Origin of the sequence: Campylobacter sp. P255, from assembly GCF_003627915.1 — a bacterium.
Lineage (GTDB): Bacteria > Campylobacterota > Campylobacteria > Campylobacterales > Campylobacteraceae > Campylobacter_D.
Genome location: NZ_NREN01000010.1, coordinates 36769 through 56302 on the forward strand (window position 1 = coordinate 36769; position 19534 = coordinate 56302).

Here is a 19534-nt window from a genome sequence, read left to right on the forward strand (position 1 = left end):
TAATTTCATTTTATCTAAATTTTGGAACACTTATTGCTTTATCTTTGCTAAGCAATAGAAGATTGTGAGATATTCACAAAGCAATATTTTTTAAAGGATTTAATTATGATGAGATCTCTTTGGGCTGGGGTTTCAGGACTCCAAGCACACCAATACGCAATGGATGTAGAAGGTAATAACATAGCCAATGTTAATACATTTGGTTTTAAATATTCTCGTGCGGATTTCTCAACGCTTATGAGTCAAACTTCTAAGATAGCTACAGCTCCAGATGGCAACCTAGGTGGTAAAAACCCTATGCAAGTTGGACTTGGTGCAGGTGTAAATTCTACTACTAGAATTCACTCTCAAGGTAATATCCAAACTACAGATAAAAACACCGATATGGCTATCAATGGTGATGGATTTTTCATCGTTTCAAATGATGGTGGCACTACGCAGTTTTTTACCCGTGCAGGGGACTTTAAAACAGACGCAGTAGGAAATTTCGTAGACAATAACGGCTATACCGTTCAAGGTTGGAATTATAATCAAGAAACGGGTCAAATTGACTCTTCAACTTCAGTGCAAGATATAGTTATCCCACCTGGTATGAGTATGCCTGCTAGGCCAAGTACTTCAGTAAGCCTTACAGCAAATTTAGATAGTGGTAATACTTTAGGTATGAATGCTTCTGCTAAGCGTCCTATATATGCTTTAGATTCCAAGCATGGAGAAAGATCTGATATAGGTAAGCCTATAGATGAAAATGATACTGGCCATACTGAGTTTTACACTACTTCAAAAAGTGGAGCCCAAGTAACGGAAAAAGGTGTAGATATGGGCGTAGTGTTTAACGCTCAAGGTGAGGGTTTAAACCTAAGAGATGGCCAAGGTATGTGGGTAAGTTATGCTGATGCTAAACATACTTCGAATGTTACACTATCTCCTGATTTGCCAACAGAGCAAGCTAAAATGGAAAAAAATAAAGAATATACTTTTTGGGGTTTTACAGCAGCTAATGGAACTCAATATCCTGCAACCTTAGATATAACTATAAATGGAACTAGAATTCAAGCTACAGGAGTGGGTAGAGATACTTTTATTAATGCTATCAATGCTAAGACAGCCGAAACTGGAGTGGTAGCTTCTATAGTAGATGGTAAAATCACTTTTACTAATGATAATAGCACAGGAACTACAGCTAAGTCAAAAAATTTAGATATACAAGTAAATGCAACTACTACAGCTGGAGCTCAAGTTAGAACTAGAGATGCCGATGACGTTGCAACTGGAGATATTGACGGGCTTTTGGTTGCTAATGGAACAGCAGATAGAGCATGGTTAGGAACAGATGATCCTAATGGAGTAAATGGTAATGCTAAAATGAGTGTAAATGTTGTAACTGCACATGAATATATTTATAGCAAAAATAATGTAGATGTAGGTGGAGAGCCTAATCCTCAAACTGGAGCTAATATGCCTACTCCAAATGGTCAAAGAACCTTCCATACTACTGAGGATTTAAGAGAGCTTTTACAAAGAGATGCAAGATGGGGTGTGGATTATGACGGAGATGGTTCTTTAGAAAACTGGGGTAATGGTGCTCCTGGTAATGGACCTGGTCAAGGTGATGCTAATGCTGCAGTGGAGGTAGTAGTAGAAAGTGATGGTAGATTTAAAATAACAAATCCTAAAGTTGAAGGCCAATCAAAAGATATGACTTTTAAAGTTACAGGTTATTCAGATGAAACTAATAAAATCGCTACTAATGATAAATTCACAGCGATGTTTAGCGCCTTAGATGGAAATTTCAACGCAGGTAATAATGAAAAATATTCTCAAGATATGTACTTATCAGCTCATACTGCTAGTATAGAAATCTTTGACTCATTAGGAACTAGACATGAGCTAACTGTGCAATTTACCAAACAAACTAAAACAGCAGATGGTGGGGCTGAATGGTCTATCATCATCTCTGTGCCTGAGCCTGCAGAGATAAATTTTAGTGGCGATGGAGCTCCAGGAAACATCGTAGTAGGAAATTTAAGATTTGGCAATGATGGTTCACTTCAAAGCTATACGCCAAATGTATTAAACTTCACCGGAAATAACGGCTCAAAACCTGACCAAGTTATAAAACTTGACTTTGGAACAACAGGTGGTTTTGATGGTTTAACAAGCTATGATAAAGACTCATCTACTACTAAACAAGAAACCGATGGTTACACAGGGGGTAATCTAAAGCCAGATGCATTAAGAACTGATGAGAATGGTTATATCTATGGAGAATTTACAAATGGTAAAACTCTAGCTTTAGCTAAAGTAGCTCTAGCGACCTTCCCAAATAACATGGGTCTTGAAGAAATGGGTAATAACCTTTTCAAAGCAACAGCTAACTCAGGAACACCTACTATAGGTCATGCTGGCGAAGGCGGTAGAGGGGGCTTAAAAGGCTCAGCTATAGAAATGTCAAATGTGGATTTAAGTCGTGCGCTAACCGAGCTTATCGTAATCCAAAGAGGATATCAAGCAAACTCAAAAACGATTACCACAAGTGATCAGCTTTTAAATACTTTGCTTCAATTAAAACAATAATCCTAACCCAAGGTTTTAAAACCTTGGGATCAAGCTTTACAAGGTTATCGAGGTAGCCTTGTAATACTTGATAGCCTTGAAGCCTTCAATCTATTGCTAACTCACTTCTTTTTTGCCTTAAGGAGTGAGTAGCATGATTTGCATATCGACAAGATAAAATAAAAATTTACAAACACAATATTCTACTAATGATTTTATCATCATAAATTTTAATCTTTAATGCATTAAGGTTTTCAAAAAGCCAAAGCAAGATTAAAAGTTTGGTTATGTGATGAATGTTTAAGATTATAATATTACTAGATATAAAGTTTTTTGAAAAAGGTTCGATATAGTCAGTGAATCTTTTCAAAAATATTGCTTAATTAAGTGCGAGACATCGCACTTAACTTCTTTTTGATTTTATTTAACTTTCTTTTATTGGTTAATCTTAAATACGAAACTAAAGATAAAAATGTGCAAGTTCCTAAAATAACTGATAAAAATATAGGTGTATTTGCATTTAAAAGACTGACAAAAAATGCCATCACTCCTGCCATGGCAAATTGTGTTGCGCCTAAGAGTGCAGAGGCACTTCCTGCGTATTGTTTAGATCTTGCCATGGCTAGGGTAGTGGTGTTGGGTAAAATAAAACCCAAGCTTGCTATGATTAAACATAAAGGAATTTCAAAAGCCCAAAAACCTAGATCAAAAGTCGCTCCTAAAATCAGCACAAAGGTAAAAAACGTGATCATCGTAAAAGCTTTAGGTAAAACATAATAAGGAGAAAATCGACGCACAATTCTTGCGTTGATATTAGCACAGATGACAAAGCTTAGCGCATGAGCACCAAATAAAGCAGCATATTGTTGTTCGCTAAGTCCAAAAACACGAGTAAAAACAAAAGATGACCCTGTCAAATACGCAAAAAATCCCGCAAAGATTAAATTACCGCAAAGCAAATACGCCACAAAACGGCGATCTTTTAAGACTTTTTTGTAGCTTTTTATCACTGCTTTATGGTTGAATGTTTTACCTTGGGTGTTGTGGTTGCTTTCTTTTAAAACAAAAATAACAAGCAAAAATAAAATAAAACCTAAGACAAATAGTGTCAAAAATATACTACGCCAAGAAAAAAACTCTAGCAAAATTCCACCAAAGGTAGGAGAAAGCATAGGAGCTAGTGAGGTAAAAACCATCATCAAAGCATAAACCCCAGCGGCTTCTTTAAGATCAAAAACATCATTTACGATAGCTCTTGCTACAACTACACCCACACAACCTCCTAAAGCTTCAAAAAAACGCAAAGCTATAAAAGCGTGGATTGAGTCCACTAAAACACAGGCGATACTAGAAGAAATAAAAATAAAAAGTCCTATATATAAAGGTTTTTTTCTTCCATACACATCACTTAAAGGCCCATAAAAAAGTTGCCCTAAAGAAAAGGCGATAAAAAAACTTGCAAGAGAAAGTTGGGTAAAAAAAGAATTAGTATGAAAACTTTGCTCTACTTGGTTTAAAGCGGGTAGATACATATCGGTAGAAAGTGGTGCTATGGCAGATAAAAATCCTAAGATAAAAATGAGTTTAAGTTTTTCAAAACCTTTGATTTGTGTGTGTTTTTGCATAAGAAGTCCTAAAATATTTTTACCATTGTATAGCAAAAAGTCTAAAATAAACAATAATTTACATTTTTTAAAGGCAAATAAGATAAAATTAAAATAAAAATAATCAAGGAAAAGTTATGAATATGCCTTTTAGTGATGAGGAGTTGATCGAGCCTGTCAAAGCAAGTTTAGCTAAAACTATGCATATTTTAGAAAATGATGGTGGCGGGCTTGATTTTTTAGGGGTTAAAAATGGTGTAGTATATGTTAAATTAACCGGTGCATGTCATGGCTGTCCAGCTAGCGGAACGACTTTAAAATACGGTTTGGAAAAACAGCTTAAAATCGACATACACCCAGATATTACCATAGTAAATTTAGCAGGTGGAGAAAGCGAATTTGCAAAATTATAAAAAAATAGCCATAGAATGTTTTTATAATAAAGACTTTAAAAATGCCAAGATGTATTTTTCTCTTGCGTATGAAAAACGCAAAAACAAAAGACTTTTAACCTTTATCAATATTTGCGATTTGGCCTTAAAAAGCCCTGAAGAGGCGTTTGTGTTTTTTGAATTTTTTATGCAAAATTACAAAAACACTAAGGTTGATAAGGATATTGAAAAACTTATTAATCTTAGTCAAAGCGTACAATTTGAAGAAGATAGCGAGGATTTTGAAGGTTTGAGTTATCAAGACTTTTTGCTGAGTGAAGCAAAAGTTGGGTTTAAACAGGCATTAGAAAATGTTATAATATCTAATAAGCTTATTATCAACGACAAAGAAGATTTTGTGGATTTTTTAGAAAAGCTTTTAGAACATGGCTATAAAGATATGCTTGTTGCCTATATGGAAGATGTTTCGGCGCATTTTTATTCAAATTATAGGTTTATTAAACTGAGTGAGAAAATCAAGGAATTAAACTATGGTAGTAAAGATTGATAACACTTTCATTTGTGATAATTCTAACGAATGTGAAAAAGGGTGTTATTTTTTAAAAACTGCACAAAATGAAAAATTTCTTCAGCAAGCCTTAGAAAAAGAAGCAAAGGTCATTAGTGTTGATGAGGCTAAAAAGCTTTTAAATATCGATGAAAATATCCAAATCATAGGCATTACAGGAACTAATGGTAAAACAACCACTGCGGGTGCGATTTATTCTATTTTGCTTGATTTGGGTTGTAAATGTGCTTTGATGGGAACTAGGGGAAGTTACATCAATGATAAAAAAGTAAGCCCCAAAGGCTTAACCACCGCTCCTATTTTGCAAACTTTGGAGCTTTTGTCTTTAGCTAGTAAAGAAAAGTGTGATTTTTTAGTCATGGAAGTAAGTTCGCATGCTTTGGTGCAAAAGCGTATCGAGGGACTTGAGTTTAAGGCTAAAATTTTTACCAATATCACGCAAGATCATTTGGATTTTCATCAAAATTTTGAAAATTACCAGGCTGCAAAGGAAAGCTTTTTCACTGATGAAAGCATGAAATTTATCAACAAAGATGCAAAAGCTATTCGTTTTAATGTTAAAGGTGCTTTTACTTATGGGGTGGAAAATCCAAGTTATTATCACATCAAAGCTTATGCTTTAAAAAATGGCATAGAAGCTGTGGTAAATTTTGGCAAAGACACTTTTATGATCGATTCTTCTTTAGTGGGACTTTTTAATCTTTACAATCTTTTAGCTGCGAGTGCTTGTGTAAATGAACTTGTAAAGCCAAATTTAAAAGAACTAGAAAAAGCCATTAGTAATTTTGGTGGCATTGAAGGCAGAATGCAAGTGGTTGCCAAAGATGTGATCGTGGATTTTGCGCATACACCAGATGGTATAGAAAAGGTTTTAGATGCTTTAAAATACCGTGATTTGATTGTAGTGTTTGGAGCGGGTGGAAATAGAGATAAAACCAAGCGTCCTTTAATGGCAAAAATCGCAAAACATTATGCTAAAAAACTTATCATCACAAGTGATAATCCTCGCTTTGAAGAACCTATGGATATCATTAGTGATATCTTAAGTGGTGTAGAACAAGATGAAAGCATTTTAGTAGAATGTGATAGAAAAGAAGCGATTAAAAAAGCTTTAGAGTTTAAAACTAAAGATGAATTTGTCGTGATTTTGGGTAAGGGAGATGAAACCTACCAAGAGATCAAAGGCGTGCAATACCCTTTTAATGATAAAGAAGTGGTATTAGAGATATTAAACGAAGGAAAATAAATGTTTGAAAATATGGATTTTTCTAAAATGGGCGAGCTTTTAACTAAGGCTCAAGAAAAGGCAAATGAATTAGAGCAAGAAGCTTTAAAAAAAGAATTTAGCGCAAAAAGTGGCGGTGGCTTAGTCAAAGTTAGCGCAAATGGAAAAGGGGAAATTATCGATGTGAACATTGATGATTCTTTGCTTGAAGATAAAGAGTCAATGCAAATTTTATTGATCGCTGCGATGAATGATGTGCTAAAAATGGTAGAACAAAATAAAAAATCAATGGCTAGTAATTTATTTAGTGGGATGGGAATGCTATGAGAATTTTACTTTGTATTTTAGGTATGGCTTGTGTGCTTTTTGCTGTGCCAAGACCGACTTTTAATGATTTTTTAGGGTGTTATGAGAAAAACAAAGCAAGTATGTTAAACTATGAGGGTTTGCCTGCTTTTGCTTTAAACGAAAACACTCTAGCAGTGGTAAAAACACAAAATGCAAAATTAAATAGCTATACAAAATACGATCCGTTTTTAAATTTGTATTTAGTTAAAACTGATTTTAGTTTAATCCCTGCTCCTATGGGAAATGAAGAAGAATTAACACGCAATAGCTGGGTGGGAATTTTAGATCATAATAAAAGCTATATAGGGCATTTGAAGTATTTTGGGCAAAATTTAACAGAACGTGATCAGCTTGATTTTACTTCAAAGATCGGAGAATTAAATTCGCCTTGTTGTAAAATGCTAGGTATCACTTTAGATAATGGCAAGCTTATAGGAAATCGCTACTTAAAGCATTTTGCAAAATATCCTGATGTATACTGGGGCGATATCGGTGTAGATTTTGATATGCGTGATGGTAAAATTTATGTTAAAAATGTACGCAAAAACGGACAATTTTTACTCAATGATGAGCTAGTGAGTGTAGATGGTCAAGTTTATGATGATCTAAGAAAGTTGAATGAGAAAATTTTATTTGCTGATCGCGGCGCAACTTTGTACTTTAATATGTTAAGAGATAACAAAGATGTAAACATTTCTACCGTAGTTTTTGACAAAGACTTAGGAGTGTTTGCTAAACCAAAAAAAGTTGCACCGGTTAAACCAACATCATTTTATAGTAATCTAGGCTTGCGTGTTGACACAAAAATGAATGTGATAGAAGTCATTCCAAATTCTAAAGCACAAATGGCAGGATTTATGAAAGGCGATAAGATCTTAAGAGTAAACAACCAAAAAATAAACAATTTTAATGATTTTCAAGCAATCTTAGCTCAAGCTAATGCTTTTGATGTTTTGGTTTCAAGACAAGCGACAAATATCCCTTCAGCGATAAATAATGATTTTGAACATTTTAATAAAGGATATTTTGACTTTTTTATAAGGCTAAATAAGTGATTTTACAAAAATTCAAACAGCACTTAGAGCAAAATTTTCCCAAAAGTCAAAGTTTTCATCCATTTTTTAATGAAGCATTAAAATGGATGCTAGAAGCCGGCGGAAAGCATTTTAGAGCCCAATTACTTTTAGGGATAGTCAATGCTAAAAATCCTGCTTTGTTTGAAAAGGCTTTAAATGCAGCTTTGGCTTTAGAGTTTATCCATACTTATTCTTTAATACACGATGATTTACCTGCTATGGATAATGCTTCTTTGCGTAGAGGAAAACAAACTTTACACAAAAAATATGATGAAACCACTGCTATTTTGGTGGGCGATGCTTTGAATACTGAAGCTTTTTTACTGCTTTCAAGGCTTGATTTAAAAGAAAGTGTAAAGTTAAAACTCATAGAAACTTTAGCTTTTAATGCAGGGCTTGGTGGTATGATCATCGGTCAGGCGATTGATTGTTATTTTGAAGATCAGCCACTAAATTTAGAGCAAGTAGAGTTCTTGCATATCCATAAAACTGCAAGATTAATCGCAGCAAGTTTAAAAATGGGCTGTGAAATTTGTGAGTTAGATGAAAAAGAATGCGAACAAATTTATGAAATAGGGCTTTTAATAGGCTTAGTTTTTCAAATCAAAGATGATATCATTGATGCGACTTTAGACACACAAGAAGCGGGTAAGCCAACTCACAATGATTTACATAAAAATTCTTTTGTGAAACTTTTGGGTTTAGAAGGTGCGAAAAAGGCAAAAAATGATAAAATCGCTTTATGTGAAGAAAAAATGAAAAATTTAGATTCTAAGCTTGCTGATGAGCTTCAAATTTTGATTGATAAATATTTAAAGGGTTAAAAATGTTACAAAAACAAGCTAATACGATAAGATTTTTATGTGCAGATATGGTGCAAAAAGCAAATTCAGGTCACCCAGGTGCACCTATGGGATTGGCGGATATCATAAGTGTTTTAAGCACCCATTTGATACATAATCCAAAAGATCCAACTTGGTTAAACCGTGATAGATTAGTTTTTTCAGGTGGTCATGCAAGTGCGTTGCTTTATAGTTTTTTACATTTGAGTGGTTATGATATAAGTTTAGAGGATTTAAAAAATTTCCGCCAATTACACTCTAAAACTCCAGGCCATCCGGAAATTTTTACCCCAGGAGTTGAGATTGCTACAGGGCCTTTAGGACAAGGTATTGCAAATGCGGTGGGTTTTGCTATGGCTGCTAAAAAAGCAAGCTTGCTTTTGGGCGAAGATATTATCAATCACAAGGTGTATTGTTTATGTGGTGATGGAGACTTGCAAGAAGGAATTTCTTATGAAGCTTGTTCTTTAGCAGGTGTGCATAATCTTGATAATTTAATCATTATTTATGATAGCAATAATATTTCAATCGAAGGTGATGTGGCAATTGCCTTTAATGAAAATGTAAAAGAGCGTTTTAGGGCGCAAAATTTTGAAGTACTTGAGATAGATGGGCATGATTTTGAGCAAATTGACTTAGCGTTAAAAACTGCTAAAGAAAGTAAAAAGCCTTGCTTGATCATCGCACATACTACCATAGCAAAAGGCGCTTTGGATCTTGAAGGAAGTCATCATTCACACGGAGCACCTTTAGGTGAAGAGCTTATTAAAAAAGCAAAAGAAGCTTTAGGATTTGACCCACAAAAAACTTTTGAAATTCCAGAAGATGTAAAAGTGCGTTTTGGTGCAGCAGTAGAGCTTGGAGATTTGGCGCAAGCTAAGTGGCAAGATAAGGTTAATAAGCTTGATCCTTCAAAACAAGCTTTGTTAAAAGAGCTTTTAGAGCCTGATTTTTCAAAAATCGAATTTCCAGACTTTAAAGGAAAAGATCTAGCTACTAGAGATAGCAATGGTGCGATTTTAAACGCTATAGCTAAAGCTTTACCGGGATTTTTAGGTGGTAGTGCGGATTTGGGTCCATCAAATAAAACCGAACTCAAAGATATGGGTGATTTCCCAAATGGAAAAAATATCCACTATGGTATTAGAGAGCATGCGATGGCTGCGATATCAAATGCGTTTGCAAGATATGGTTTGTTTATGCCTTATTGTGCTACTTTTTTTATCTTTAGTGAGTATTTAAAACCTGCTGCAAGAATAGCAGCTTTGATGAAAATCAAACACTTTTTTATCTTTACTCACGATAGTATAGGTGTGGGCGAAGATGGTCCAACACACCAACCTATAGAACAACTTAGCACTTTTAGAGCTATGCCAAATTCACTAACATTTAGGGTAGCTGATGGGGTTGAAAATGTAAAAGCATGGCAAATAGCACTTAAAACTAATATGCCAAGTGTTTTTGTGCTATCACGTCAAAAATTAAGCGCTTTAAGCGAACCTGTTTTTGGTGATGTAGCAAATGGGGCTTATTTGCTAGAAGAAAATACCAATGCGCAATTTACACTTTTAGCTAGTGGTAGTGAGGTGTCATTGTGTCTAAAAGCAGCTAAGCTTTTAAAAGAAAAAGGCGTGATTGTGAATGTGGTTTCTATGCCATGTTATGAATTATTTATCGCTCAAGAAAAATCATATAAAGAAAGAATTCTACAAGGCAAAGTTATCGGTGTTGAAGCTGCAAATTCAAATGAACTTTATAGAATTTGTGATGAGGTGTATGGCATAGAAAGCTTTGGTGAAAGTGGAAAAGATAAAGATGTATTTGAGTATTTTGGATTTAGCGAGGAGAAGTTAAGCTCTTATATTTTAAGCTTATGTTAACGAAAAATAAAATCATCAAAAACACTAAAAATGAAGAATGTATTTTTAGTGTTTTTGGCACTTGGGATCAAACTAACGCCGGAGAAAAACACACATTAGATCTTCCTGAATGTAAAAATATCGTTTTTGATTTTACTCATTTAGATTTTATAGATACTGCGGGAATTCGCTACTTTTTAGCCTTGGAGAATGAGTTTAAGCAAAAAGGCCATATGGTCACTAGAATTCATCTTAAAAATGAACATGCTAAACTTTTTGAACTTTGTCAAAAACACTATAAAAGTTTAGATCACACACAAGAAGATAAAACAAGCATTAGAGATTTTTTTGAAATTTTAGGCAAAAGAGTAGTGAGTTCTTTTGAAATTTTGATACAGTTTTTAAATTTTATAGGTTTGATCTTTTATACTTGTTTTAAAACTTTACTAAATCCCAAAAAACTTCGCTTTAAAGCATTTTTATATCATGTGGAAAATTCTGCCATTAATGCTTTGCCTATCATTATGTTAACTTCACTGCTTGTGGGTGTGGTGCTTGCATATCAAGCTGCTTATCAGCTTTCACAATTTGGTGCGAATATTTATATCGTTGATTTGATGGGAATTTCTGCCACTAGGGAGTTGGCTCCGTTGATTAGTGCTATTGTTATTGCTGGTAGGAGTGCTAGTTCTTATACAGCACAAATTGGGGTAATGAAGCTTACTGATGAAATCGATGCTATGAAAACCATGGGTTTTAAAGAAAGTGAATTTATCGTGCTTCCTAGGGTTTTGGCTTTGAGTTTGGCTATGCCTTTGGTGGTAATCGTGGCTGATATTTTAAGTATTTTGGGTGGGATTATCGTGGCGTGGCTAAGTTTAGAAATTAGCATGAATGAATTTATGAGTCGCTTTAAAGAAGCGGTGGAGTTAAAGCATATCATCATAGGTTTGATAAAAGCTCCTATGTTTGGTTTTTTGATCGCTTCTATTGCATGTTTTAGGGGATTTTTTGTGCAAAAAACAACCGAGAGTATTGGTATTTATACTACAAAAAGTGTAGTAAATGCCATCTTTTGGGTGATAGCATTTGATGCGATTTTTTCTATCTTTTTAACAAAGGCTGGAATTTGATCATACAAGCTAAAAATATCAGTACTTATTTTGGAGATAAATGCATTCATGAAGATATCAGCTTTAAAATACAAGAAAATGAAATTTTTGGTATTTTAGGTGGTAGTGGTAGTGGTAAATCTGTACTTTTAAAACAAATGCTAATGCTTGAGCATTTTGATGGTGGTGAGTATGAAATTTTAGGAAAAAAGTTAAAAAATATTAGCGATGATGATGCTTTATTTTTGCAAAAACAATGGGGAGTTGTTTTTCAATATGGAGCTTTGTTTAGTTTTTTTAATATCCTTGAAAATATCAGCATACCTTTAATAGAATACACAAAATTAAGCAAAAATGATATCAAAGAAATAGCCATGATGAAGCTAAAAATGGTGGGGCTTGATGAGAGCGTGGCAAGGCTTTATCCAAGTGAAATAAGTGGAGGTATGAAAAAAAGAGTTGCTATAGCTAGAGCTTTAGCGCTTGATAGCAAATTGCTTTTTTTAGATGAGCCAACCTCAGGGCTTGATCCGCATAGTTCGAGGGAATTTGATGAGTTGCTTTTGAGTTTAAAACAAAGCTTTAAATTATGCGTGATTTTGATCACACATGATAAAGATAGTATGAAAAATGTATTAGATCGTTTTTTGATTATAGAAGATAAAAAAGTGGGTTTTTTGGGTGATATGCAAACATTGCAAAAAGACAATCTAAGACTTTATGAAAGGTTTATGCAATAATGGAAAATAAAGCAAATTATATTCTAATAGGAATTTTTGTTAGTGTATTATTTTTTATCAGCTTGTTGTTTATTGTTTGGTATGGAAATTTAAAAGATGAAAAAACTTTCAAATATTATGAAATTTTCATGGAAGAATCAGTCGCAGGACTTAGTGTAAAAGCACCTGTGAAATTTTTAGGAGTTGATGTTGGTAGTGTTGAAAGTATAAGTATTGATAATTCAAGTAAAGAATTAAGAGTAAAAATTCTAGTCAAGCTTGATTCTAATTTAGTGATAAAAACAGACACTTATGCAAGTTTGCAAATTCAAGGTATAACAGGTTTTAAATTTATACAACTAGCAGGTGGAAGCGAAAAAGCTGCACCGTTACAAGCAGATGAGGATACTTACCCTATCATTGCTTCAAAAGAAAGTTTTTTTGCAAGTATCGACAAGCAAACTAACAATATCTTAGAGTTAATGCACACTTCTAAAGTAAAACTAGAAAGTCTTTTGAGTGATAAAAATTTAAAAAACATAGAACAAATTTTACAAAATACATCAGAATTATCAGCGCAATTAAACACACAAATTCCGGTTTTCTTAGCAAATTTAAACCAAACAAGCACTAAGGTTGCTAAAAGTTCAGATGAATTTTCTAAATTTTTAAATCAAGCTAATTTGCAATTGGTTGAGCTAAATAAAAGTAGAATGCTTTTGAATGATAATTTAGATATTTTAAGAGTGATGTTTTTAGATTTTTCTCATTTATTGAAGAATTTAAAACAAAATCCTTCAAACATCATCTATAAAGACAAAAACATTCAATATGCACCAGGAGAATAACACAATGAAAATTTTATATGCCATAGTTGTAGCGATTTTTTTTAATGCCTGCTCGTTGATTGGGCCAAGTCAAACCTTGCCTGCAAATAAGTATTTTAGTATTAATTTAGAAAAAATACCACAAGAGCAAAATTATAAAAAAGAAAAAACGATCATTGTTGCTTTACCTAAGGGTTTGGATTATTCTAGTGCAATTTTTTATAAAAAAGATCATATGGTTAATGCCTATGCGTATCATTTTTGGAAACAAAACCCCGCGTTGATGATAAAAGATTTTTTAGAGTTTCACTTGCAAGATTTAAATGCATTTAAAGCAGTATTAAATCAAGATAGCCTAGCAAGTGCTGATTATGTACTAGAAAGTAAGGTAGATGTGCTAGAGCAAGAATTTAGCGATGAGATGCATTCTAAAATAAAATTTGGCATTAGTTTGAATTGGGTGCATATTAATACTAAAAAACTCTTAGCTAGTAAATATTTTTATTATGAAAAAAAATTAACCGACAATGCGCCTGAAGTTTTGATCCAAAATTACAATGAGCTTTTTATGCTATTTGCTAAAGATTTTAGGCTTTGGATTAGTCAAAATTTGGAATAAAAAATGCTTTTCTTGTTATAGCAATAACAAGGAAGGTGTAATCATGAGAGATGAATTAGAAATCTTACAAAAACATTTAGGACAAGTAGGTTCTAGTATAGAAGGTGCAAATTTAAAACACCAAACACAAAAATTTAGCGAAGATATCACCGATGCAAATGATTTTGTAGGTGCGTTGCAAATTTTAGATTCTTCTTTGAAAAAAATTTCAAAAATTTTAGAAGATAAAAATTATGAAGATGTACAAGATAAAGTATTGATCGCAAGTGAAAGCTTAAAGATAGTAGATAATTGTTCTTTTTTGGGTAATGCTTTATTTGATAATAATTATAATGTCAATGTTGGCTCAAAGGCATTTGCGTTTGAAATTTATAATCCTTTGAAAATTTTAGAAACAAGCGACTATGAAGGTATGAAAGCTTATATCGAAGATAAAAGAGAAGAAATTGCTTCTATGCTTTCAGAACTTGCAGTGGCTATTGCTAGTTATAGTCCAAGCCAAAGTTTTGGTGGAACAAGTTTTGATTCTATGGGTGATTTTGATTTTACTAAACTTTTTAAATAATACTAAAGGCAAAAGCCTTTAGTATGGTTAGTGAATAACTCCACAAGCCATTCTAGCGCCACCACCGCCAAGCGCAGCTGGATGATCGCTGTGATTATCCCCGCCAAAATGTATCATTAAAGCATGGTTTTTTAACTCATCAAGGGTTTTGATCTTTGGTGCTAATACAGGATTAGTAGCCTTTCCATCTTTTTCAACATAAAGTGGTGGTAAATCACCTTTGTGGCCTTTATCGTCCCATGGACTTGAATGCGCATCAGTCTTTTCAGGATCCCAGTGTCCTCCTGCTTTCATTCCTAAACCTTTATCGGTTGCTCCACAATCTGCATTTGCATGTACATGAAAGCCATGAATTCCACTTTCTAAACCTTGAAGATTTGGATAAAATGCTACCCCATAAGGAGTTTGCACCGCTACGATTTCTCCTGCGTCTTTATTTGCTTTTTTGTCAAGAACTTGCATTTTGATAACTAAATGTTCTTTTTGTGCTTTAGGATTAAAATTCTCTAAATTTGCTCCAAATAAAAAGCTTGATGCCAGTAGTGAACCTAGTATGATTTTTTTCATTATTTCTCCTTTTTGTAAAAAATTGTTTTATTGTAGCATATATTAGAAAGGAAAAATTATTTTTTATTGTCTTTTATAAATTACAATAATCAAAAAACTTATAAAAAAGGTAGAAATTGATTTTTCCAAAAGACTTAGAAAAAATGAGCAAAAATACAGTAAAAAATTCTTTATTTTCCTTGTGTTGGTATGTTAAAAATGCTTCTGCTTGTGTAAGTCAAGAAGTGTTGTTTGAAGATTATGCTTTGGTTTATATTTTAAATGGAAGCAAAAGTATCCATAGTATGGATAATCACTTTAGTGTGAAACAAGATGAGCTTGTGTTTTTTACTAAGAACTCTTTTTCGATTCGAGATTATCTTGATACTGAAGGCAAGTACGAGTCTATTATTTTATGTTTTAAAGAAAGTATTTTGGTGGAATTTGTTTTTAAATACAAAGAATTAATCTTAAAACTAGATACATCAAAATACAATAAAAGCTTATTTAGTTTAAAAGCTGATCTTATAACAAAAAGCATATTTGAATCTTTTTTGCCTTGTATAAATAGTGCTTGTGTTTATAATGAGCATTTGTTTAAGCTAAAATTTGAAGAATTATTTTTATCTTTATTGTATAGTGAGAATAATGCAGAATTTCTAGCTTTTTTAAAGATGGTTTTAAGTGGTTTTAAACTGGAACTGTATCAGATGTTTGCATATTGTCAAAATGATTTTGAAAATGTAGCTTCTATGGCAAAATTTAGCAAGATGGATATTGCAACTTTTAGTCGTAATTTCAAGCAAAGTTTTGGCATTAGCGCAAAAGAATGGCTTGATAATAAGCGTTTTGAAAAGGCTAAATTTCTACTTGAATTTTCTACGAAAAATATTACTCAAATTTGTCATGAGCTTGGCTTTAATTCACCTGCATGGTTTATAGCAAGATATAAAAAACGATACGGCATTACTCCAAAACAAGAACAAAAATCAAAAAACTTATATTTTTTATCTTAAAAGTGATAGATTTTTCTTTGTGTTTTTATTAAAATTTCTTAATAAAAATTAAGAAAGGTAACATCATGAGAAAAAATATTTTAGCTTTGGCTTTGTTTGCATTTTGCGGTGCAAATGCTTTGGAAATTCAAGAATTTAAAGGATTTTCGCATCCTGAGAGTGTTTATGTGGATCAAAACACAGTTTATGTATCAAATGTAGGAAAAAAGCTAGCCCCGCTAGATAAAGATAACGATGGATTTATATCTAAACTAGATTCAAATGGAAAGATTTTAGAATTAGAATTTATCAAAAATCTTCATGCACCAAAAGGTATGTCTAAAATAGGCAACACTTTATATGTGGTGGATATTGATGTAGTTTATGGTTTTGATGTGGTAAATAAAAAAGAGGTTTTTAAACTTCCTATAAACAATGCGGTTTTTTTAAATGATATAGCGGTTTTAAATGATGATGTTTTGTTGGTTAGTGATACGGGCACAGGATATATTCACAAAGTGTATTTAAAAACAAAAAAATATGAAAATTTCATTCATTTAGATCCAAAATACGGTGGTCCTAATGGTTTATTGGTAGATCAAAACTCCTTGCTTGTAGCTGGTTATGATCCAAGTGATAAATCAGGTGGAAAGGTGATTTGTATAGATTTACAATCTAAAAAAATTCAAGAATTAAGTTCAAAAATAGAACAATTTGATGGCATAGTATATGATAAAAATAAAAATCTTTTAGTGTCAAGTTGGGGTAAAAATTTACAAGGTTATATCTACAAGATAAAAGATAATAAGGAAGAAAAATTAAAGTTAGATTATATTCAAGGGCCTGCGGATATATTTTTTGATGGAGAATATTTATGGGTGCCAAAAATGGCAGAAAATGCGATTGTGAAAATTAAATTATAAGAACTTTTAAGCTTAAAGGCTTAAAAGTTGATGTTTTGCGGTTTATTTTTATATGTTTTTAAAATATGAAGCAAATCAAGAATTTAAATCCCAATCAATTGGCGTTTTAGAAAGTTTTGACAAAATGATATTGCTTTGGGAAAAGTGTTTGCAACCTGAAAAAGCATTTCTTGCTAATGGAGAAGGGTGTGCTGCTTCTAAGATATAATGTTTTTGCATGTTGATTAAAGATTTTTTATTTTTAGCATAATTTCCCCAAAGCAAAAATATCAAACCCTCTTTTTCATCGCTAAGTTTAGATATAACCGCATCAGTAAATTTTTGCCAGCCAAAATGAGCGTGCGAGGCAGGTTTGTTAGCTTCTACACTTAAGATAGAGTTTAAAAGCAAAACCCCTTGCTTAGCCCATTTGCTAAGATCTCCATGTTTTGCTATGGGTATATTAAGATCTTGATATAATTCTTTGTAGACATTTAGCAAAGAAGGTGGAATTTTCACTCCATTTGGCACGCTAAAGCTTAATCCCATAGCTTGATTTGGATTATGGTAAGGGTCTTGCCCTAAAAGTATGATTTTTAGATCTTTTAAAGGGGTAAGATTAAAAGCATTAAAGGTTAAATGCGCAGGTGGGTAGATGGTTTTTTTTGCATGAAGTGCTTGAATATAATGCGATTTGATTTCTAAAAAATATGGTTTTAAGAATTCATCTTTTAGAAATTCTTTCCATGATGGTTCGATTTTGATCTGATCTAAACAAATTTCCATTTTTATCCTTGCCAAGAAAGTATAAATTCACTTCCTTTGTTTTCCTTGCTTATTACTTTTATGTTGATGTTGTTTTTATCTGCAATTTGCTTAACTAAATTTAAACCTATACCAAAACCTCCTTGGTCTTGATTAAAGCGTTTATAGCGTGTAAAAATTTGAGTAATTTCTTTAGCGCTCATACCTTGACCCTCATCTTTAATACTAAGCATATTTTGTTGTAAAGAAATATAAATTTTTTTATGAGTATGGGTGTATTTTATAGCATTGCTTAAGAGATTGTCAAATAAAATTTGAATTTCTTCTTTATTGGCGTGGAAATTTTGCTCTAGTAATTTCTTTTCTATGGTTAGATTTTTTTGAGAGATTAAGCTTTCAAAATATTCCAGTCTTTGTTCGATTAATTCTTTTAGTTTGATATCTTCTTTGGTATTTTCTTTTTGAATGAAAAAATTCAAGGCGATGAGATTTTGATAAATATGATTAAGGTTTTTACTTGCTAGTTTGATGTGGTTTAGTTTTTTGATGTTGTTGGGATCTAAATGGGTATCATCAAATTTTTTAATACTAGCTAAAATCACACTTAAAGGTGTGTTGATTTCATGCGTGGTGTCTTTAATGAAATCATTGAGTGCTTGAAATTGTTCTTTGATATTTTTAAACACTAGTGAAAGCAATATATAAGCAATAGCAGCAAGTATACTAATGCAAATAAGTGCATAAAAGATGGTTTTTAGTTTTAACTTCCAAAGTTCACTAGCAAAGTCTTTGGTGTCTAGGTTGTTGTAATTGTCTTTGGAGTATTGTTCTTTTTTGAATCCAAGATCGTTGGTTTCGATAATAATGTAAATATTCTTATGTTTTAAAAAATGAGAATGGTGCCTTGGTTTTTTGATATTTTTGGTATCAACATAGGTGTCAAGATTTCGAATTCTTAAAAAATCTATAAACAATCGTTGGTTTTGATTGTAAATATAATTGTTTTTTTTCAATTGTTTTAAAATATCTAGAGCGTTAAAACTTAGATTGCTGAAAATGATTTGATCTTCTGCGATGATGGCAAATTGCGTGTTGAGTTTTTTGGAAAGATATGCAAAGTCTTCTGAAGTTAAAAAGCTTCTTTCATGTCTTGCTTCGATGATGTTTTGCAAGATATAGTTAAAATGAGTATAAGAGTGGGTGATTTGATTTAACCGTATAAAATTGGCTTCCTTTTGGTAAAAAGTAATAAAAAAAATCGTCAAAAATACACCACTTGTAATGATATATAGTGCTAAAATCTTTAAAATAGTATGGTTGAAATTTTCACTTTTCATTTTCTAACCTAATCGCATATCCGATATTCCTTTGGTTGATGATAAGATCTTTACCGAGAATTTTTCTTAAATTTTTTATATATACTCTAAGACTCATGATCACAGGCTCTTCATCTAAATTCCAAATTGCTTCAAAAATGCTTTCTAAGCTTACAAAATGAGGGCGTTTTTTTAAAAGTAAAGCTAAGAGTTCTTTTTCTTTGTTGGTAAGGTTGATGATGTTTTTATCTTGATAAAGGGTTTTATTGATTGGATCAAAAGAGATATTTTTGTCAGGATTAAGTATGATGAGGTCTTCTTTTTGGTGATGAAAATTTCTTTTAATGATATTTTTAACACGAATAATCAATTCATCGATATCAAAAGGCTTTTTAATATAATCATCACAACCTGATGAAAATCCTTCTTTTACATTATCAAGCATAGATAAAGAGGTTAGAAAAATTGCAGGGGTGTTTTTAGAGCTTTCTCTAAGTTCTTTTAATACTTTAAAACCATTGCCTTTGGGGACTTTAACATCAAAAATCCAAAGATCGAAATTTTCTTCATAAGCTTTATCAAGTGCCTCTTGTGCATCATATACACAAGAGACTTTGAAGCCTTCATCATTTAGAGCATCGCTTATAATTTCATTTAAGCTTAAATCATCTTCTAAAAGTAAGATTTTTGCTGCCATT

The 19534-nt window shown here is 32.4% G+C and carries 21 protein-coding genes; 15 read left to right on the forward strand and 6 right to left on the reverse strand.

Going from position 1 to position 19534, the window contains the following annotated elements; all coding sequences use genetic code 11:
- Window positions 1-105 precede the first annotated feature (105 nt).
- Complete coding sequence (gene flgE, locus CKA54_RS06120; RefSeq protein ID WP_120760706.1) at window positions 106-2577, forward strand: flagellar hook protein FlgE; 2472 nt, start codon at window positions 106-108, stop codon at window positions 2575-2577.
- 166 nt (window positions 2578-2743) lie between these two features.
- Here the strand turns inward: flgE and CKA54_RS06125 are convergent, their stop codons facing one another.
- Complete coding sequence (locus tag CKA54_RS06125) at window positions 2744-2926, reverse strand: hypothetical protein (protein ID WP_120760707.1); 183 nt, start codon at window positions 2924-2926, stop codon at window positions 2744-2746.
- 13 nt (window positions 2927-2939) lie between these two features.
- Complete coding sequence (locus CKA54_RS06130; RefSeq protein WP_120760739.1) at window positions 2940-4181, reverse strand: multidrug effflux MFS transporter; 1242 nt, start codon at window positions 4179-4181, stop codon at window positions 2940-2942.
- Window positions 4182-4303: 122 nt separating this feature from the next.
- On the opposite strand from CKA54_RS06130, the gene CKA54_RS06135 reads away from it, so the two are divergent.
- The 12 genes from CKA54_RS06135 to CKA54_RS06190 are packed head-to-tail and all read left to right on the forward strand — an operon-like array spanning window position 4304 to window position 14312.
- Complete coding sequence (locus tag CKA54_RS06135) at window positions 4304-4573, forward strand: iron-sulfur cluster biogenesis protein NfuA (protein ID WP_039619526.1); 270 nt, start codon at window positions 4304-4306, stop codon at window positions 4571-4573.
- Window positions 4560-5099, forward strand: a complete 540-nt coding sequence (locus CKA54_RS06140; protein ID WP_120760708.1) for a histidine kinase — start codon at window positions 4560-4562, stop codon at window positions 5097-5099. Before CKA54_RS06135 ends, CKA54_RS06140 begins: the two co-directional genes overlap by 14 nt.
- A complete protein-coding gene (locus CKA54_RS06145; RefSeq protein WP_120760709.1) occupies window positions 5083-6366 on the forward strand; it encodes a UDP-N-acetylmuramoyl-L-alanyl-D-glutamate--2,6-diaminopimelate ligase in 1284 nt (427 codons plus the stop codon). The genes CKA54_RS06140 and CKA54_RS06145 overlap by 17 nt, the downstream gene beginning before the upstream one ends.
- Window positions 6367-6672: a YbaB/EbfC family nucleoid-associated protein gene (locus CKA54_RS06150; RefSeq protein ID WP_120760710.1), complete on the forward strand. Its 306-nt coding sequence runs from the start codon at window positions 6367-6369 to the stop codon at window positions 6670-6672. It abuts the gene before it with no gap.
- On the forward strand, window positions 6669-7748 hold the full coding sequence (locus CKA54_RS06155) for a PDZ domain-containing protein (RefSeq protein ID WP_120760711.1): 1080 nt from the start codon (window positions 6669-6671) through the stop codon (window positions 7746-7748). The genes CKA54_RS06150 and CKA54_RS06155 overlap by 4 nt, the downstream gene beginning before the upstream one ends.
- The gene (locus CKA54_RS06160; RefSeq protein ID WP_172586677.1) at window positions 7748-8593 is read left to right on the forward strand and encodes a polyprenyl synthetase family protein; all 846 of its coding nucleotides are present in this window, start codon (window positions 7748-7750) and stop codon (window positions 8591-8593) included. The genes CKA54_RS06155 and CKA54_RS06160 overlap by 1 nt, the downstream gene beginning before the upstream one ends.
- Window positions 8594-8595: 2 nt before the next feature.
- Window positions 8596-10491 (forward strand): transketolase, encoded by a 1896-nt coding sequence (gene tkt / locus CKA54_RS06165; RefSeq protein ID WP_120760713.1) that lies wholly within the window; start codon window positions 8596-8598, stop codon window positions 10489-10491.
- On the forward strand, window positions 10485-11603 hold the full coding sequence (locus CKA54_RS06170) for an MlaE family lipid ABC transporter permease subunit (RefSeq protein WP_120760714.1): 1119 nt from the start codon (window positions 10485-10487) through the stop codon (window positions 11601-11603). Before tkt ends, CKA54_RS06170 begins: the two co-directional genes overlap by 7 nt.
- Window positions 11600-12322 (forward strand): ABC transporter ATP-binding protein, encoded by a 723-nt coding sequence (locus tag CKA54_RS06175; protein WP_120760715.1) that lies wholly within the window; start codon window positions 11600-11602, stop codon window positions 12320-12322. The genes CKA54_RS06170 and CKA54_RS06175 overlap by 4 nt, the downstream gene beginning before the upstream one ends.
- Window positions 12322-13149, forward strand: coding sequence for an MlaD family protein (locus tag CKA54_RS06180; RefSeq protein WP_120760716.1), 828 nt, complete (start codon window positions 12322-12324; stop codon window positions 13147-13149). The genes CKA54_RS06175 and CKA54_RS06180 overlap by 1 nt, the downstream gene beginning before the upstream one ends.
- Window positions 13150-13153: 4 nt before the next feature.
- Window positions 13154-13747, forward strand: a complete 594-nt coding sequence (locus CKA54_RS06185; protein WP_172586676.1) for an ABC-type transport auxiliary lipoprotein family protein — start codon at window positions 13154-13156, stop codon at window positions 13745-13747.
- Between the two features lie 43 nt (window positions 13748-13790).
- On the forward strand, window positions 13791-14312 hold the full coding sequence (locus tag CKA54_RS06190) for a flagellar FLiS export co-chaperone (protein ID WP_052242955.1): 522 nt from the start codon (window positions 13791-13793) through the stop codon (window positions 14310-14312).
- A gap of 27 nt (window positions 14313-14339) precedes the next feature.
- On the opposite strand, the gene CKA54_RS06195 is transcribed toward CKA54_RS06190, so the two are convergent.
- Window positions 14340-14879, reverse strand: a complete 540-nt coding sequence (locus tag CKA54_RS06195) for a superoxide dismutase family protein (protein WP_120760719.1) — start codon at window positions 14877-14879, stop codon at window positions 14340-14342.
- Between the two features lie 116 nt (window positions 14880-14995).
- Here CKA54_RS06195 and CKA54_RS06200 point away from each other — a divergent pair, with 116 nt between their 5' ends.
- Window positions 14996-15874: an AraC family transcriptional regulator gene (locus CKA54_RS06200; protein WP_120760720.1), complete on the forward strand. Its 879-nt coding sequence runs from the start codon at window positions 14996-14998 to the stop codon at window positions 15872-15874.
- A gap of 65 nt (window positions 15875-15939) precedes the next feature.
- Complete coding sequence (locus CKA54_RS06205) at window positions 15940-16776, forward strand: ATP-binding protein (protein WP_120760721.1); 837 nt, start codon at window positions 15940-15942, stop codon at window positions 16774-16776.
- A gap of 75 nt (window positions 16777-16851) precedes the next feature.
- Here CKA54_RS06205 and ung read toward each other — a convergent pair whose 3' ends face one another.
- From ung to CKA54_RS06220, 3 genes are read right to left on the reverse strand one after another with little or no spacing between them, the layout of a single operon-like run.
- Window positions 16852-17541: a uracil-DNA glycosylase gene (gene ung / locus CKA54_RS06210; RefSeq protein WP_120760722.1), complete on the reverse strand. Its 690-nt coding sequence runs from the start codon at window positions 17539-17541 to the stop codon at window positions 16852-16854.
- A 2-nt stretch (window positions 17542-17543) separates the two neighbouring features.
- The gene (locus CKA54_RS06215; protein ID WP_120760723.1) at window positions 17544-18857 is read right to left on the reverse strand and encodes a HAMP domain-containing sensor histidine kinase; all 1314 of its coding nucleotides are present in this window, start codon (window positions 18855-18857) and stop codon (window positions 17544-17546) included.
- Window positions 18847-19533 (reverse strand): response regulator transcription factor, encoded by a 687-nt coding sequence (locus tag CKA54_RS06220; RefSeq protein ID WP_120760724.1) that lies wholly within the window; start codon window positions 19531-19533, stop codon window positions 18847-18849. Before CKA54_RS06220 ends, CKA54_RS06215 begins: the two co-directional genes overlap by 11 nt.
- Window position 19534 lies beyond the last annotated feature (1 nt).